Origin of the sequence: Gimesia panareensis, assembly GCF_007748155.1 — a bacterium.
Classification (GTDB): Bacteria; Planctomycetota; Planctomycetia; order Planctomycetales; family Planctomycetaceae; genus Gimesia; species Gimesia panareensis.
In genome coordinates this window covers 3,191,492-3,206,933 of sequence record NZ_CP037421.1, presented here as the reverse complement: position 1 = coordinate 3,206,933, position 15,442 = coordinate 3,191,492, and the positions used below count along the sequence as shown (strand labels likewise).

Here is a 15,442-nt window from a genome sequence, read left to right as displayed (position 1 = left end):
GTGCCTTTCGTGGTAGAAAAAAGAACTTAAAACAGCCCGCCCCGTTTGAGGACCCGATAAGGACTGTAAGAAGTCTGAGGTGGCGGGTTATTCCACCAGGCCCATCTGCAGACCGCCTGCCCCTCCTCGTCAAACGCGACTGTCGCATAAAATTCCCCCCTTTTCCAGGTGTGCAGAACATAGTCCTCTGGATGAACATACTTCGCTGCCTGCTCATTCGACGCGGTGAACATCGTCGTAGAATCCACGATCACCCCTTTCGTTTCCGCAGTCGCATTGGCGGACGCTCCAAACAGGGCTTCGGCTTCTTCCACCGTCGCCCCCAGACGAATCTGCGCCACATCAATCTGCAACTCCGTCAGTTCCTGTTGCGGACTGTGTCTGGAAGAGACCGCCACCACCATCAACAACAGAAAGCAAACCGGCGGACAGACGATGATCAGATATTTTTTAAACGAGGTTTTCATCTGACTTTCCCTCCAGAAAAATTTCGTGTCTTTAGTGCTTTTCGTGGTAGAAAAAAACGTCCGTGGTAACGTACCCGTTCGTGGTCCTCAACCGAAGACGCTCTGCATCGCCGTCGACAGATCCCGGAAGGCCTGTTCCCCATCGCCGGCGAAGCTGGAGCCGTGCATGATCGCCAGCGTTTTGGGTTTCAGATCCGCCAGCCGGTTTAAGATCCGATCCGTCTGTTTCGTATAAGGAATATAGTCAGCCAGCGGACCAGCCTGCATCTGCTGCATCGCCGCCAGCACCTGCTCCGACAGATCGCTTTCGGTGAGCGCATCCACGTTGCCCCCCTGGTGAAACAGGTCCGAGCAGAACAGCGTCCCTTGGGTCTCTTCATAGAGCAGCCCCGCATCCCAGCCGTGCGGCAGCTGCGCGGTCGAGCAGAAGCGGTACTGGTACTTGCCCGTGTTGAGCTGTTCGCCGTCGACCATCCCTTTCGGCGGCCGGATCGCGAAGTCGTTGATATTCACCATCGCCGAGACCAGGCTGCAGACCGGCTCCGCCTCGGGCGCCACGTCCAGCCACTGGTTGAGCGCCCCGCATTCATCCGACTCAAAATGACTGAAGGCGATATACCGCAGTTTCGCCGGATCCATCACCTGCGCGACCGCTTGCTGCACGAGGGGAAAGCTGGATTTGTACCCGGTCGTAAACAGCAGCGGTGCATCATCCCGCACCAGAAAATAATTAAACTGCAGATCCAGCGCCGGCGCATAACAGCCAATCCGAAACACATCGGGAGCAATTTCATTCACGGTGGGGGTCTCGAAGTCGAACATGACGGTTGGCTCCTGCATTCAAGTAAAAGAGACTCACTGAAATTAAACGTTGTTCAATGATATCAGTTTACACTCTTTTTCGTCATCTCCAGTATCCTTCCCACGATCACCATACAGGATGCTGCGCAAAAGAAACTCGCAGCGATGGCGATGATGAAAGTCGCAAACCGGAACGCGGCAATTTGAAACCTGCCGGTGACGCCAGTACGTTTTAACCAGTTTTTCCCCAGCGGATCAGAGACCAACCATGCCTTCGGGGCAAAAATTAATGGGAAGAAAGTCATCGCGCCTGCAACTGCGATCAATGCATTCGCTCCTCCGGCAATGCACATCAGAAATTTGAATGCCGGGACTCCACCGCTGTACTTAAACAGAGATGCAAACATGCAGACAGTCGTGATGATCCCGAGCAGAGCACCGAACCACCAGCGGGTTTTGACAATCAATTGATAGAATGAACTGAAACTCATGATTCTGCCGCTTCTACATTTTTTTCGAGACGATTGGGGAGGAGTGTGAGAATCAAGAGTCCCAGCGGCGAGAAGAATCCGCACAGAACACCGAGTATTGCGGAATAACCTTTGTCGACAGCAATCATAATCGATCCGACAACAAATCCAGCTCCCATCACGAGGAATGCAAGTTGTGCGAAGATCTGCTTGTCTTCAGACTTCCCCGGAAGCAAAGTTCCGATCGCGATCACGCCAAAAAAAGCAGCAATGCCCAACAGGACGACGAGGTAGCCTCTTAGCATGTCTTCAGACTCCATGAATGAGAGAGGGACAATTCAGATGAAACTGGATATGTGAAAATACATTCACCGTCCATGTTATCATACTGGTTTGTGATGGACTGTCAATTAGATAATGAGACCATTCATACACAGGAGAGAAATCACGCTACGCCTCTGTTGCGTGAGGGGATTTCATATCCTCACTCAAAACGCCCCACTCATTTCTCCCTTTTCTGGCGATTTCACCCACACCAGACACGCCACATTTCCCACCTCCAGATACAAAAATCTTGAACTGTTCACTCTAACTCGTTAGAGTAAAAGTTGCTGCAGACGATCGCCATACCTCTGTGGAAGCTATCCCGCCACTGGTTTCGGAGCTTGCCACATGTTTGCCTACAGACTCACAACCTGGTTTCTATCTCAGGGAATGAGCGTCGACCGTGCGGCTCCCGCTTTGGTCGCGGAGCCCGTCGAGGGCTTCCGGCACATCCTGCCCCCGCTCCTGCCATCCCTGCCAACCTGCGCCCTCCAACATCAGAAAGCGAGTACGCGACCATGAAACAGCACATCCCAGCCGTGAACCACACTCTGTTTTTCCATCCAATCAAACCGCGGCGGGGGATCTTCCCGGTCGCGCTCCTGTTGTCTCTCTGCCTGGTCGGCTCGACCAGTGTGAGTGCCGGGGAGAAATCGCCGGCGAAACAGGAAACAGCCAGTCAGCCCAAAACCAGCGACGTGGACCTGAAAGCACTGACCGATGAGCTGATCATGCTGGCCATCGACGATGAACTGCGGCGGTCCGAAGCCGTCGACGGGCATCGCATCGATGTAGACGTCGCGCAGGGCATCGTGACCCTCTCGGGGCATGTCAACAATTACCTGGCGAAAGAGATCGCCGTCGGCCTGGCCGAGCGGGTGCGCGGCACCGTTTCTGTGATTGACGAAATGGTGGTGAATGTCGAACCGTCGGAGGACAAGGTCTTAATCAGAGATATCCAGAGCGCCCTCAAAGCCGACCCGGGTACGCAGCATCTTTCCGTCAAAGTCGCTGCGGAACGGGGCGAGGTGACCCTCACGGGAGAGGTTCCCACCACGGGGGAAAAGACCCTGGCGGGGGAAGTCGCGATGGGCGTCAAAGGCTTGACTGAACTGGAGAATCAGTTAAAGGTCAACCATAAAAAACAGCTCAGCGACGACGACATGCAACATGAAATCAGCGAACTGATCAAGTACGCGGTCCTGCTGGACGATTCCGAACTGGAAGTGCAAGTCAAAGATCGAACCGCGATTATCACCGGCCGCGTTGCCCGGGCGTTCCAGAAATCGCACGCCGACATGCTGGCTTACCTCGGGGGAGCGAAAGAGGTCGACAGTCGCGGCGTGCTCGTGTACTGGAAGCACACCAATCCAATGTTGCGGACAAAACGCTACGAACAGGCAACCGATGCGGACATCAAGCAAGCCGTCGAAAGAACGTTCAAATACGATCCCCGCTTGCTCAGTTACGATCCCAAAGTGACCGTCAAAGGCGGCGTGGTCACACTCACGGGTGATGTGGGGAATCAGGCGGCTCAGCGCGCTGCAGACAAAGATGCCCGCCATACGATTGGGGTCCGCCGGGTCAAAAATAACCTGAGCGTGCGCTGGGAAGACAAACCGCCCACCGATCAGCAGATCGCCGATTTCACGCGGGCCGCCCTCGCCCGCGATCCCTATCTCGAACGGCATAATCTGATTGTCGAATGTCGCAACGCCCATGTCAGTCTGTATGGGCTGGTCGACACCCAGTTCGAAAAGTACCACGCAGACTGGATCGCGAGCCGGCAGAAAGGCGTGGTGCACATCAACGATTACCTGGCGGTGCGCAAAAAATGGAAACCCAAAAGTGATGCCGCGATCGAGGCGGATCTGAAAGAAAAACTGGCCTACGACTTTATCGGTCCCGATAACCAGGTCTCTGCTACCGTGGAGAACGGGGTCGCCATCCTGCGGGGCACCGTGGATTCCTGGCTGATGTGGCAACGAGCCCTGGATCTGGCGATCGCAGCCGGTGCCCGAGAGCCGCATAACCTGATCGAGGTCCGCTACGGATTGCCGTCAGGTCCCCATTATTACGGACCGCACATGTATGTGCCGCGCTAAGTCAAGGTTCGCCGTTCCACCCGCTGTTCGTCATTAGCCGCAGGGCGTTAGCCCCGGTTGAAACGGCTTTGGTCTAGACCATCCGAATCAGGCAACGCTACTGAGGGACACTGAAAGCGACAGGTGATACCATCCGGGAGCACTCACGCGACTACAGCTTGAGTTGCTCCCACGCCTGCAGCAGAAACGCCCCGCGCGTCTCCCCCGACGCCGGCGACTGCTGCGCTTCCGCCTCCTGCACCTCCACGGCCAGCTTACGGGCATCCAGCGTCCCCTGCTCCAGTTGTTTCAGCCCCCGCTCCCACACGCCGCGGACCGCTTGCGTCAACGGTTCGTTCAGCCGGGCGTTGTAATCGTTGAAGAACCCTTTCGTGGCGAAATACTGGGCGGCCGGAATCGCGGGATCTGAGTCGTTCACTTTCAGATCGTTGAAGAAACTGACCAGCTGCCGCCGGCGGACCAGCGTTTTCAGCAACAGATCGGGATCGAGGTCGGCCGGTGTGGTCGCGTGTTGCTTTGCCAGAGCGGCGGCGTAACCGGCGGCTTCGCCCGTGGAGAGGTAGACCGGTTCCAGGCGGATGGCTCCCCAGGCGATGTGCGTCGCGGAGAGGCAGACCGGCACCAGCAGATTGTCGACCCCCCGCGGCAGCAGTGCGCGGTACGGGATCTGTGACGGGCGGGACTCTTCGGTCAGAATCAGCTTGCCGTCATATTTGAAGCCGGGCCGGCTGTCGGTTGTGCAGGAGTGCGAGTCCATGTACCAGTCGGTCACCGCGATGCTGTCGGCGTGGATCGGCGTCCGTCGATACTCCTTCACAAACATCCCGTCATTTTCATTGAAGACATGCCTACCCACGATCCGTCGCGCTTCGCGGACATACATTTCATAGGGTACATGATCATAGTCGGCGTATTCGTCTTTCGGCAGCCCCCATTTGAGGTACTCCTGTCGTTTGGATTCCGGGATCGATTCATCGTGCTGCAGGAACCACATCAGTCCCAGGCCAAAGTCGAGGTGCTGCTGGATGATCTTCTCGCGGGTCGGCCAGTCGGCTTCGGGATAGGCGTGATTCTGACCCGGCATGATCGGGCTGTTGACGTGCGACTTGTGGTTCGGTCCCCGACTCGCCGGGATGTAGCGGCGGTGAAAGTCCAGGTAGTCCGCGCGATCGTAACGGGCCGGCTTCGGAATCGGCAGCCGGTTTGCGGGATCGGAGGTCACACAGAACCGGTAGTTATAAGCCTGCACCGCCCCGTCCGCCGCAAACGGGCTGGTCGGATCGACGCTCCCCTGCCGGGCACCGTACACGCGGATGTTGAGTCCCTCTTTGACGACGCTCTCGGGCCGATGCCCGTCAATATTGACGAAGACTTTCCCCGCGTGCGGCTCGTTAAACTCGTCACGAGCTTCGCGGCCCACACGGTAAGGGACGTCCGCCAGCGCGAACAGATCCCCTTCGTAGGTCGCATCGACAAACGTGGTCCCCTGCACCTGAATTGTCTCGGGCGTGCCATACCGGCAGAGAGTGACCGCTTTGATCAGCGCGCCCTGGCGATCGACGTCCGTCGGGTAGTGATGCAGGAGCAGCGTGATGTTTTTTTCCTGTGCGACCAGCCGGTTGTACTCCCGCTCGGCGACGTGCGGTTCGGCCCATCCGATTGGGTATTTTTCATGGGTATAACGGATCGTCTGATGATCGCGCGAGTCGCGGCCGAAGGTCTCGATATAGTAGTTCTCGATATTTTCCAACAGCTCGCTGAACAGCGGGGCACGCGGTCCGCCGTACAAGGCGTCCCACTGCATCAGTCCGTTGGTCATCATTCCACCAATGTGCCCGTTGTGCTGGACCAGCAGTACCGAACACCCTTTCCGGGCCGCCCGGACCGCGGTCGCCACACCGCCCCCGGTGCCGCCCACGACGACGACGTCATACGATTTGCCTGCGACCTCATCCGCCGTCGATGCCTTCGCCAGTTGCACCGGTTCAGCGGAGTGCCGCGTCGATGCACCGGGCGTGCGGGGCAAGGTCTTCTCCGCCAGTGGGGAGAAGGCGACCGTTTTGGCCTGGGCCGCGTTGGGCTGCCGAAACTTCGGTTTCGCTTCCATCGTCAGCTGGGGATATCCCGATTTCCGTTTTCCCGCCCGTTCCTCCTTGGCGAGTTTCACCGGCAGCAGCTGCAGGCCATCCACGACAACATAACCGTCGGCCCCGCGGTTGGGGACCGTGACCGAGGCTGGCTGCCCCGCTGCAAAGTGAAACGTCCCCAGTGAGACCGGCACCTGTTTCACCAGCGCCGGCTGCCGCTGATTGACGGTCACCGTCTTCTCACCATCGGCACTCCGGATCGTCACCGGAACTTTGGTCGCCCGGTTCGGATGCCACGTATAGAGCAGGCGAACTTCATAGTCGCCCGACTGTTTGATTTCCGGCGTGAACCGGGCCGACTTCTGGCCCCGGTCTTTGTTCCCATCGTGAGAATAGCTCCTGCCGATCGGGGAGGGCTGACCGTTGCTCTCCGCCCAGCTGCCTGTGAATTCCGCATCGGAATCATCAAGGACGATGCCCGGTAATGTCTCGGGGTCCACAATCACCCGCGCGGTCGACTTCCCGTTCTGAACCGGGGACGGCCAGTCGAGCAGCTGTCCGTCGGCCAGCAGTTGCGTGCGGAGTCGCTGGTAATTCACATCCTGAATTTTACAACCGACATCAATGGCCTGGCTGGCAGCGGTCGCCGCGGACTGGCTGAGAATCATCAGCACCGGTTCCATGCGGGTCGAGCCGAAGGCGACGTGGCTGGCGGAGATCGCGAACGTGACCAGCAGGTTGTCGCATTCTTCCGGCTTGGGGACAATCGCGTCCAAGCCGATCGGATAAGGTCCGCGGGTACTGTGATGCCCCAGCAGCTTGCCTTCCCGCACCATCACCCCGTTATGCACGATGCGTCGAATTTCGTGGATGTCGATGCCGTACGAAGCCAGACCGACCGATTTCGGGGCGACCACCTGGTGACGGCAATAATGTTCGGTCATCACCAGGTCGGAGATCATCCGCCGCGATTCGCGAATATAGAGCTGGTGCGGCCAGCCCCCGTTGTCCTGGAATTCGTCTTTGCAGAGCCCGTAGCGGCTGACCTGCTCACGCACTTTCTGCGGCACCCTCTCGTCCGTCTTCAGAAAATAGAACAGGCCGCGAGCATAGTTTTCGTGTTCCTTGATGATCTGTTGTCGCTCGGCGTGTGAGGCTTCGCTGTACCCCTTGTTGCCGCCGACATAGTTCAGACCAAAATAGGCGGTGTTGAAATCGAACTTGCCGTTGGGGAGGGCATCGTGCTTGGTGAACCAGCGGAGGTCCATGTCGTCGCCCGCCTGCTGACAGGCGGCAATATAGCGGGCCACGATCTCGTAACGGGCCGGATCGTAGTTGGCCGGCGCCGCGATCGGAATCCGGTTCTTGGGCTGATCTGTGACGCACAAACGGAAACAGTAAGCCTGCACGCCAGGGGCCGCCTCACCGATTTTTCCCAGCTCCCCTTCCTCAATCAGTGGCAGCAGGCCGCTCTCCGGTTTGCCGGGAGTCTGGTAGGGATCAAGGGGAATCGCGCGGTCCCACAGCCCCCGCCTGTCTTTGCGGCGGCCGATCTTGTCGACCTTGCCAAAGTGGACCTGGGGAATCTCATACAGCTGCACGCCGTTCAGCGTTTCGTTGTACTTTGAATTGGCTTCGCGAGTCAGCGAATACGACACGCCGGCGGCCGCCAGCAGATCCCCTTCGTAGGTGCAGTCGATAAACATGTCTGCTGCGATGCGGGTTCCTTTATCGGTGATCAGTTCTACAATGCGGGGACCCTGCTTCCGGACTTTCTGCAGCGGTTCGCCCCGGATGACTTTCACGCCCGCTTCCTTGATCATTTCTTCAAAGACCTGTTCGGCGACGTGCGGCTCCAGACGCGTTTCCAGCGGCTTCCCATATTTTTTCCCGATCCGTTCGTAGAACTCGCGGGCCATGCCGGCCACGGTGGCTGACTTCCCCATGTCGGAAAAGCTGAGGCCTCCGGAACTCATGCCCCCGAGGTGCTGTCCCGGTTCGATCAGGATGGCGGTCTTGCCCAGGCGGGCCGCTTTGACAGCCGCAACCACCCCACCCGACGTACCGCCATAGACGCAGATATCGACGCGGTGATCCGGTTCGGCAGCAGAGAGGGGGGACAGAATGGTGAAGTAGCTGCAGAGCAGCACAGCAACGGGAGCGAGGGAACGAAACATGATCAGCTTTCAATCTTGCGGTGAGCGTAACCGGGGAGGCAGGACGAAACAGTGATAGCGGGACAGGTCAGTCCTCCTGTATCCATTTCAAAGGAAATCGAGCCACTGTCAAGCCGGTTGTGTCGTAACCGTTGTTCTTCAGGCCGCCATCTTCGTAAAAACAGACAATGGTGCCGTCCGGGAGGGCCGCCAGATCGCTGTAGCCGCTGATGCCCGGTTCGAGCACGCGTTTGTCGGCCCAGGACTGGCAGTCATCGAAACTCACCTGTAGTGTCAGGTTTTTGCGGTCCCGGTTGGGGCCTCTGCGTTTGCTGGATCCTTCCAGGTTATCGGGGTTCGCAAACACGATGGCGTTCTTCGGGTGCGACTTCCCCGCTGGGACACGCAGGATGCTGCCCATGCAGACCGGTTCGAGCAACTGTGGATCAAAGCGGATGTCGGCCCAGCCGGTCGCCCCGTTGTCACTGACGGCAATCAACCGGCGGTGCGGCTTCGACTCCGTGCGGATATTCACGAGGACTTTGTCATTAAACAGCTGGACGGCGACCGTCTCGCTGGGATTCACAATCGTCTCGCCGGCGAACTCGTCTCCCTGGTTGACGATGATCTCGCCTCGCTGCCAGGTTTTGCCGTGATCATCACTGAAAATCGTCGAGACGCAGGATGGACGATGTTTCTTCCCCCCGGTCGAAAGCCAGACCGGCACCAGCAGTCGTCCGTTTTTCAACTGGATACCATGGCCCGGCCCGGTGGCAATCACGTTCCAGTCGTATTCCTTGCGAAACTGTTCGAAGACCGAGGTGATTTCCACGCGGGGGCTGAAGGTCTGCCCGTCATCGTTGCTGAATGAGTAATAACAGCGGGCATAGTTCTCACAATACAAGAGATGTACCTGCCCGGTCTGGGCATCGTTGAAGGCAACCACATTGTTGACGGTGTGCTCTTTCGCGTCATGAATCACCTGCGGCGGTGCCCAGGTCAGGCCGCCGTCGGTACTGCGACGCATCAGAATATCGATATCGGCCCAGTCGCCGGCTGTTTTGCGAGCTTCGCAGTAGGCGAGCAGCGTTCCCTTGCTGGTGGCGATGATGCCGGGAATCCGGTAGTGATGATACTGACCGTCCCGGGCCTCAAACAGAGTCGTTTTCTGCAGGTCGTCTGCCTGTGTGGTCTGCACGAGGGCCACGATCAGCAGCACAAACAGGGAACAGATTTTCGCCGGGTGCAAGGGAAACTGAGGCATGGGGAATGCTTTCCTGTCAATTGGGGGGAAATAATATTTTAGTTGCGATATTATTATCTGTAGCGTAATATTATAAAAGTCGATCCGGAATTGAAAGCAAAAAGTCTCCTTTTTTGAGTGAATGAAATTTCTCCATGAAACCAGCGATTGTGGATCTGGCCGCGCGGATTCAGTCTGACATCCAACAGCGGAAGCTGCAGCCCGGCGATCCTTATTATACCACCAGCGAGACGGCCCGCTCCTTTCAAGTCAGCGGGACGACCGCCAACCGTGCCCTGCAACTGCTCACGCAGCGGCGGGTCCTGGTGCGCAAACAGCGGGCCGGCACCTTCATTGCGGATCCAGAATCACATCAGGCAGATCCGTCTCTGCAGCGCGTGCACCTGGTCGTGCATCAGAAATACCTGGAACGGGAAGGCCTGCTGGCCGACGGCATTCTGATCGGCCTGCAGCGGGAACTCCCCGAGGCCGAACTCGAATTCAATTTCCTCCCGCACCGCGACGAAGAGGCGTACGTGGAAGAGATCGTCAACCGGGCGCTCAAGTCGAGCGAAACGGAAGCCTTCGTATTACAGCGGGCGCAGGTGGGCGTGCAGCGGATTCTCGCAGAGAGCGGCCTGCCCACCGTGGTGAACGGGGTTCTGCAGCCATCCATTACGGGACTGGCGCATATCGACCGGGATCAGTCGCAGATCGGGCGTCTGTTGTTTCAGCATCTGCTTCAGCAGAAATGCCAGCGACTGCTGGTCGTCTTTCGCGATCAGGTGACCGCCGGCGATCATCGACTGCTGGATGCCGTACAACAGGAGCTGCACGCCGCCGGCTGGGGCATCGACCGGCTGACGGTTCGCTGTCTCCCCGCGGATGACCGGGCGATTCAGGTCTCGGCTCAGGAAGTCCTGGAACAGTCCTCAAGCAAGCTGGGGATCCTCTGTCGATCCGAACCGGCGGCCCGGGCGATTGCGGTGCGTCTGTCGGAGCAGAAGCGGCCCCGCAAGAAACAGCCCGAGATTGTCGTTGCCGACCGGTTTGCCCGCGACACGGCTCCCTGCCCGTTCCCCCACATCCAGGCACAACTCTCACCGGAAGCATACGGACAGGAAATCGCCCGCATGCTGATCCAGCAGGTTCAGGGAGCGCGTCCGGAGACGCTGTTCCATAACGTGCCGGTCGAACTGGTGGTACCCTGATCAGGGCTTCCCGTCGCGAAGCATCTCCCGTGCCGCGTTGCGACCGCAGGCACCCATCACGCCGCCCCCCGGATGCGCGGCACTGCCGCACAGGTACAGCCCCTTGATCGGCGTGCGGTAATCGCTCCAGCCGGGGACCGGGCGCAGATTGTAAAGCTGATGCGCGGGCATCGCGCCCTGAAAGATATTGCCGCCCGTTAAGCTGAAGGTCCGTTCCAGATCAAGGGGAGAGAGAACCTGCCGATGCAGTACGGACGACGGGACATTCGGCGCAAATTCCGCGATCCGTTGAATGCAGCGGTCGGCAAATTCTTCTTTGAGGTCGTCCCAGTTTCCTTCCTTGAGCTGATACGGCGCGTACTGCACGAACAGCGAAAGGAGATGCTGCCCTTCCGGGGCCAGCGTGGTGTCGACGGCACTGGGGATGGTCATTTCAATGATCGGCTTTTGTGAGGGAGCACCGTACTTGGCATCGTCGTAGGCCCGTTCGATCTCTTCGCAGCTGGCCCCGATGTGAATTGTCCCCCGATGCTGCGGCCCCGGTTCGCTGTGACCGGGCAGGCAGGTGAAATCGGGCAGCTCACTGACTGCGACGTTGATTTTCATACTCGCACTGCTGTAATCGATCCGGCCGACCGCGTCTGCAAAGTTCTGAGGCAGCGTGCCGGCGGGGATCAGTTTTTCAAACGTCACATGTGCATCGGCGTTCGAGGCTACGCTGCGGGCCGCGATCGTCTCGCCCGTTGACAGGCGGACGCCGGTCGTCTGTTGGCCGCTGATCTGAATCTCGTCCACTGTGACGCCGGTGCGGATCTCGACACCGGCTGCCTGGGCGGAAGCCGCCATCGCCTGGCTGAGCGCACCCATGCCCCCTTCCACGTAACCCCAGACGCCCCGCGCCCCGCCTGCGGAACCCATCACGTGATGCAGGAGAACATACGCGGTACCCGGTGCGGAGGGAGGTTGAAAGGTGCCGATGATCGCGTCGGTCGCCAGCGTGGCTTTAAGGACATCCGATTCAAACCAGCGATCCAGGATCGGGAGTGCCGGACCGGTGAGCAGTTCGATCGCCTCCGGAATGGTCTCCCCCAGTTTTTTCAATGACTGATGCAGGTGGTAGGCGGTTTTCGTGTCGCGAAGCTTCTTCCCGAAGCCGATCGAACGCCAGCTGTCGGGCAGCGGGAGCAGATCGGGGGGCGTCTGCACCAGTGCCGGTTCCAGGCATTCGGCGATCCGTTCCAGCATCGCTTCGTAGCGGGGAAACTGCTCTGCGTCGCGCTGGCTGAACTGGGCGATCTGTGCCTGATTCTGTTTCAGGTCGGGGCCGAGCAGCAGCGAACGTCCGTCGGCACAGGGGGTGAAGGAACTCGGATTACGGGGCAGCACCCGATAGCCAAAGCGGGCCAGCTGCATTTCCTGTTCGATTTCGGGCAGCAGCAGACTCACCAGGTACGAGGCGGTCGAGACTTTGAAACCGGGCCAGAGTTCTTCGGTCACACAGGCCCCGCCGACCAGATCGCGGCGTTCCAGCACCAGCACTTTCCAGCCCTGTCGCGCCAGCTGATGCGCACAGACCAGACCGTTATGCCCTGCTCCGATGATGACACAATCGTACATTCCGTTGTTTCCATAGTGTGAAGAGACTGATTGACTGACTGCCTGTATTATGCGGAGATTTTCCGGCGTTGCCAGAGTGACCGCGGTTTCCGGTCCCGCTTTTATTGTATTGGCGTGAGTCCTGTGCTAACTTGGAGTGGAAAGCTTAAATCCCGTCTGTGTGACAATCCGTCTCTAACTAAGATTTACCTGAAAAACATACTGGTGCTGCCATGCGAATGATTTCGACGCTCTGTCTGCTGGTGTTCCTCTATACCACTTCCCTCACCTCTGCTGCGGATCCTGCTCCCGCGGATCTCAAGCTGGAAAAGATCAAAGGGGCCAAACCGCGTAACGTGGTCTTTATTCTCGCCGACGATCACCGTTACGACGTGATGGGCTTTGCCGGTCATCCCTGGGTGGAAACTCCCGCGATGGATGCGATGGCCAAACAGGGCGTCTACTTCAAAAACGCCGTGGTGACCACCTCGCTCTGCTCACCCAGCCGGGCTTCGATTCTGACCGGGCAGTACATGCACAATCACGGCGTGGTCGACAATAACGTGCAGACCCCACCCGGCACGAAATTCTTTCCGCAGTACCTGCAGGCCGCCGGCTACCAGACCGCCTTCTTCGGGAAATGGCACATGGGAGGTCACTCGGATGCACCGCGGCCCGGCTTCGACAAGTGGGTTTCTTTCCGCGGACAGGGACACTACTACCCGCCGACACATCTGAAGAAATGGTCGTTGAACGTCGACGGGAAATCGGTTCCGCAGAAAGGCTACATCACCGACGAACTGACTGACTACGCCATCAACTGGTTGAACGAAAGCGTCAAACCAAAAGACAAGCCGTTCTTCATGTACCTGTCTCACAAGGGTGTGCACGGCATGTTCCACCCCGCGGAACGTCATGCGGGACGCTACAAAGACAAGGCGATGCCCATTCCGAAAACGATGGCGAATACGTCCGAGAATTATTTCAACAAACCGATGTGGCTCAAGAACCAGCGAAACAGCTGGCACGGCGTTGATTTTGCCTATCACCAGGATACGGATATCGAAGAGCATTACCGCCTGTACTGTGAAGCCCTGCTGAGCGTGGACGAATCGATCGCCCGCGTGCGGAAGTGGCTCAAGGACAACGGCTATGCTGAGAACACGCTGATTATGTACATGGGCGACAACGGCTTTCAGTGGGGCGAGCACGGCCTGATCGATAAACGGACCGCCTATGAAGCGTCGATGCGGGTGCCGCTGGTCGGCGTCTGTCCCGGTCTCTGGAAACCGGGAACCGTGATCAATGAAGTGGTCGCCAACATCGACATCGGCCCGACCTGCCTGGCGGCGGCCGGGTTGAAAACCCCATCGCAGATGGACGGGCAAAGCTTCCTGGAACTGGCGGCCGGCAAACTGCCCGCTGCGGACTGGCGGCAGAATATTCTGTATGAATATTACTGGGAGTTCAATTTCCCCCAGACGCCCACGACATTCGCCCTGCGGACGCCGCGGTATAAGTTCATTCAATATCACGGCATCTGGGACATCGACGAGCTGTACGATATGGAAAAAGATCCGCTGGAACAGCACAATCTGATTTTCGATCCGAAGTATCAGAAGCAGATCAAAACGATGCGGGCCGACCTGCATGCGATCCTGGAAAAGTCGAACGCCAACCGGGTCCCCTTCAGCCACAAACGCAGCATGGGCGCCAACCTGCGGCGCAACAGCGGCTCCCAGCCGGCTGAGTTCAACGACAAGCTGATGCGGGAGAAGAACGCGAAGGAGTAGAGTTCTGTTTCGCGGAATTTTATCTTCTGGTTGAATTGAGACTTGTTGCTCTGAAGTCCTTGGTACGTAGATGGTGCTCATGATTGAGATTATCCCCGTCGAATCTCCGACTATAGAAGATCTCAAGATTCTGAGAACGCTGACCGAAATGGGATTGGCGGAAATTAAAGCTGCCGCTGCACATCAGACCGCCATTCGCCAGATCCGGATCTTCGAAGGGGACTGGCAGTCGGAGCGGCAGGTGTTAGCAAAGGTCTACCACCAGAATCGCTCGGAGCAACCAGTTCCCTGGCGGGTCAGAGAGAGAGATGAATTTGGAGAAGAAGAGTTTTTATCTCCTGATGGATTGAAATCCAGACTCGAATACTGGCGCTCCCTCGAACTGGAGACACAGCGAAACGTCGATCTGGAATCAGGTTTGATCGCGACACCTGAGGAATTTGAGCCGCACGATGAAGACTGGTTTTGAGAAAAAATCGTTCAGCCAGCTCTGAATTCCCGGCGGCATTCCAAAAAGACATTGCCAGCCGTTTTCGAGGAGGTACAATAGACGGCAGGGCCGAAAATGGACTGAGCTACCCGCGCTCGTTATCCTCAAACCAGTAAAGGAGTCGTGATGACTGGATATCATGAGGAAGATCCTCGGACGCAATTTCAAACGTGTCCCGGCTGTCAGGCGGACATCGATCGGGACAGTACTTCCTGCGAATTCTGCCAGTGTGAATTCGATTTTGAACATCCCGGCGACGAACAGAACACGCGTCTGGCCAGCACCGAGGAAGAGGTCACCACCGATCCCGACACGAAGTGCCTGGTGTTTCTGACCTTGAACGTCGCGACCACGATTGTGAGTCTGCTGGCCTCTTCGCTGGCAGAACCGCCTCCCCGCCGCTACTCTAACCCTTCCCCGCCCCGCGCGACTGTGGAACAACGGGAAAATATGATCCGGTTTCTGCAGGAGCAGAGTCGGGCGCGCGTGGAAGACCTCAGTGAACGGTTGAAGTACGGAATGACGGCACAACAGACAGAACACAAGCCGGTACGGTTTTAGGGGATGTGTCCTCGACCCTGATTCAGAGCACAGGTCTGATCTCATAGCCTGTTTACAGCTCGTTTCTGACCTATCTTGACAGATTTTCCCTGTTTTGCGACAGTGCCGCTCGGTGCTTCGCTGTTCATGCTGTCAAAC

At 57.9% G+C, this 15,442-nt stretch carries 12 protein-coding genes; 5 read left to right on the top strand and 7 right to left on the bottom strand.

What is annotated here, in order from left to right; all coding sequences use genetic code 11:
* Window positions 1-26: 26 nt before the first annotated feature.
* The 4 genes from Enr10x_RS12075 to Enr10x_RS12060 form a co-directional block, all read right to left on the bottom strand.
* Entirely contained in the window at window positions 27-467 is a 441-nt protein-coding gene (locus Enr10x_RS12075; RefSeq protein WP_145449326.1) for a hypothetical protein, read from the bottom strand.
* An 87-nt stretch (window positions 468-554) separates the two neighbouring features.
* Window positions 555-1,289, bottom strand: coding sequence for an oxygen-binding di-iron domain-containing protein (locus Enr10x_RS12070; protein ID WP_145107495.1), 735 nt, complete (start codon window positions 1,287-1,289; stop codon window positions 555-557).
* A 62-nt stretch (window positions 1,290-1,351) separates the two neighbouring features.
* The gene (locus Enr10x_RS12065) at window positions 1,352-1,759 is read right to left on the bottom strand and encodes a hypothetical protein (RefSeq protein ID WP_145107497.1); all 408 of its coding nucleotides are present in this window, start codon (window positions 1,757-1,759) and stop codon (window positions 1,352-1,354) included.
* Window positions 1,756-2,043 carry a hypothetical protein gene (locus Enr10x_RS12060; protein ID WP_145107500.1) on the bottom strand — a complete coding sequence of 96 codons (288 nt, stop codon included), beginning with the start codon at window positions 2,041-2,043 and terminating at the stop codon, window positions 1,756-1,758. The genes Enr10x_RS12065 and Enr10x_RS12060 overlap by 4 nt, the downstream gene beginning before the upstream one ends.
* Before the next feature lie 537 nt (window positions 2,044-2,580).
* Here Enr10x_RS12060 and Enr10x_RS12055 point away from each other — a divergent pair.
* On the top strand, window positions 2,581-4,167 hold the full coding sequence (locus Enr10x_RS12055) for a BON domain-containing protein (protein WP_145449323.1): 1,587 nt from the start codon (window positions 2,581-2,583) through the stop codon (window positions 4,165-4,167).
* 151 nt (window positions 4,168-4,318) lie between these two features.
* On the opposite strand, the gene Enr10x_RS12050 is transcribed toward Enr10x_RS12055, so the two are convergent.
* The gene (locus Enr10x_RS12050; RefSeq protein ID WP_145449320.1) at window positions 4,319-8,431 is read right to left on the bottom strand and encodes an FAD-dependent oxidoreductase; all 4,113 of its coding nucleotides are present in this window, start codon (window positions 8,429-8,431) and stop codon (window positions 4,319-4,321) included.
* 67 nt (window positions 8,432-8,498) lie between these two features.
* Entirely contained in the window at window positions 8,499-9,674 is a 1,176-nt protein-coding gene (locus tag Enr10x_RS12045; RefSeq protein ID WP_145449317.1) for a sialidase family protein, read from the bottom strand.
* 134 nt (window positions 9,675-9,808) lie between these two features.
* Between Enr10x_RS12045 and Enr10x_RS12040 the strand changes: the two genes are divergently transcribed.
* Window positions 9,809-10,864, top strand: coding sequence for a GntR family transcriptional regulator (locus Enr10x_RS12040; RefSeq protein WP_145449313.1), 1,056 nt, complete (start codon window positions 9,809-9,811; stop codon window positions 10,862-10,864).
* Here the strand turns inward: Enr10x_RS12040 and Enr10x_RS12035 are convergent, their stop codons facing one another.
* A complete protein-coding gene (locus Enr10x_RS12035) occupies window positions 10,865-12,481 on the bottom strand; it encodes a phytoene desaturase family protein (RefSeq protein WP_145449310.1) in 1,617 nt (538 codons plus the stop codon).
* A gap of 212 nt (window positions 12,482-12,693) precedes the next feature.
* Here Enr10x_RS12035 and Enr10x_RS12030 point away from each other — a divergent pair, with 212 nt between their 5' ends.
* The 3 genes from Enr10x_RS12030 (at window position 12,694) to Enr10x_RS12020 (ending at window position 15,304) form a co-directional block, all read left to right on the top strand.
* Complete coding sequence (locus tag Enr10x_RS12030) at window positions 12,694-14,253, top strand: sulfatase family protein (RefSeq protein WP_145449307.1); 1,560 nt, start codon at window positions 12,694-12,696, stop codon at window positions 14,251-14,253.
* Window positions 14,254-14,332: 79 nt separating this feature from the next.
* Complete coding sequence (locus Enr10x_RS12025) at window positions 14,333-14,722, top strand: hypothetical protein (RefSeq protein ID WP_145449304.1); 390 nt, start codon at window positions 14,333-14,335, stop codon at window positions 14,720-14,722.
* A gap of 147 nt (window positions 14,723-14,869) precedes the next feature.
* The gene (locus Enr10x_RS12020; protein ID WP_145107518.1) at window positions 14,870-15,304 is read left to right on the top strand and encodes a hypothetical protein; all 435 of its coding nucleotides are present in this window, start codon (window positions 14,870-14,872) and stop codon (window positions 15,302-15,304) included.
* The last annotated feature ends 138 nt before the right edge of the window (window positions 15,305-15,442 follow it).

Coding starts and splice junctions, on each gene's coding strand:
- Enr10x_RS12075 (WP_145449326.1), bottom strand. CDS start 467: ATGAAAACCTCGTTTAAAAAATATCTGATCATCGTCTGTCCGCCGGTT.
- Enr10x_RS12070 (WP_145107495.1), bottom strand. CDS start 1,289: ATGTTCGACTTCGAGACCCCCACCGTGAATGAAATTGCTCCCGATGTG.
- Enr10x_RS12065 (WP_145107497.1), bottom strand. CDS start 1,759: ATGAGTTTCAGTTCATTCTATCAATTGATTGTCAAAACCCGCTGGTGG.
- Enr10x_RS12060 (WP_145107500.1), bottom strand. CDS start 2,043: ATGCTAAGAGGCTACCTCGTCGTCCTGTTGGGCATTGCTGCTTTTTTT.
- Enr10x_RS12055 (WP_145449323.1), top strand. CDS start 2,581: ATGAAACAGCACATCCCAGCCGTGAACCACACTCTGTTTTTCCATCCA.
- Enr10x_RS12050 (WP_145449320.1), bottom strand. CDS start 8,431: ATGTTTCGTTCCCTCGCTCCCGTTGCTGTGCTGCTCTGCAGCTACTTC.
- Enr10x_RS12045 (WP_145449317.1), bottom strand. CDS start 9,674: ATGCCTCAGTTTCCCTTGCACCCGGCGAAAATCTGTTCCCTGTTTGTG.
- Enr10x_RS12040 (WP_145449313.1), top strand. CDS start 9,809: ATGAAACCAGCGATTGTGGATCTGGCCGCGCGGATTCAGTCTGACATC.
- Enr10x_RS12035 (WP_145449310.1), bottom strand. CDS start 12,481: ATGTACGATTGTGTCATCATCGGAGCAGGGCATAACGGTCTGGTCTGT.
- Enr10x_RS12030 (WP_145449307.1), top strand. CDS start 12,694: ATGCGAATGATTTCGACGCTCTGTCTGCTGGTGTTCCTCTATACCACT.
- Enr10x_RS12025 (WP_145449304.1), top strand. CDS start 14,333: ATGATTGAGATTATCCCCGTCGAATCTCCGACTATAGAAGATCTCAAG.
- Enr10x_RS12020 (WP_145107518.1), top strand. CDS start 14,870: ATGACTGGATATCATGAGGAAGATCCTCGGACGCAATTTCAAACGTGT.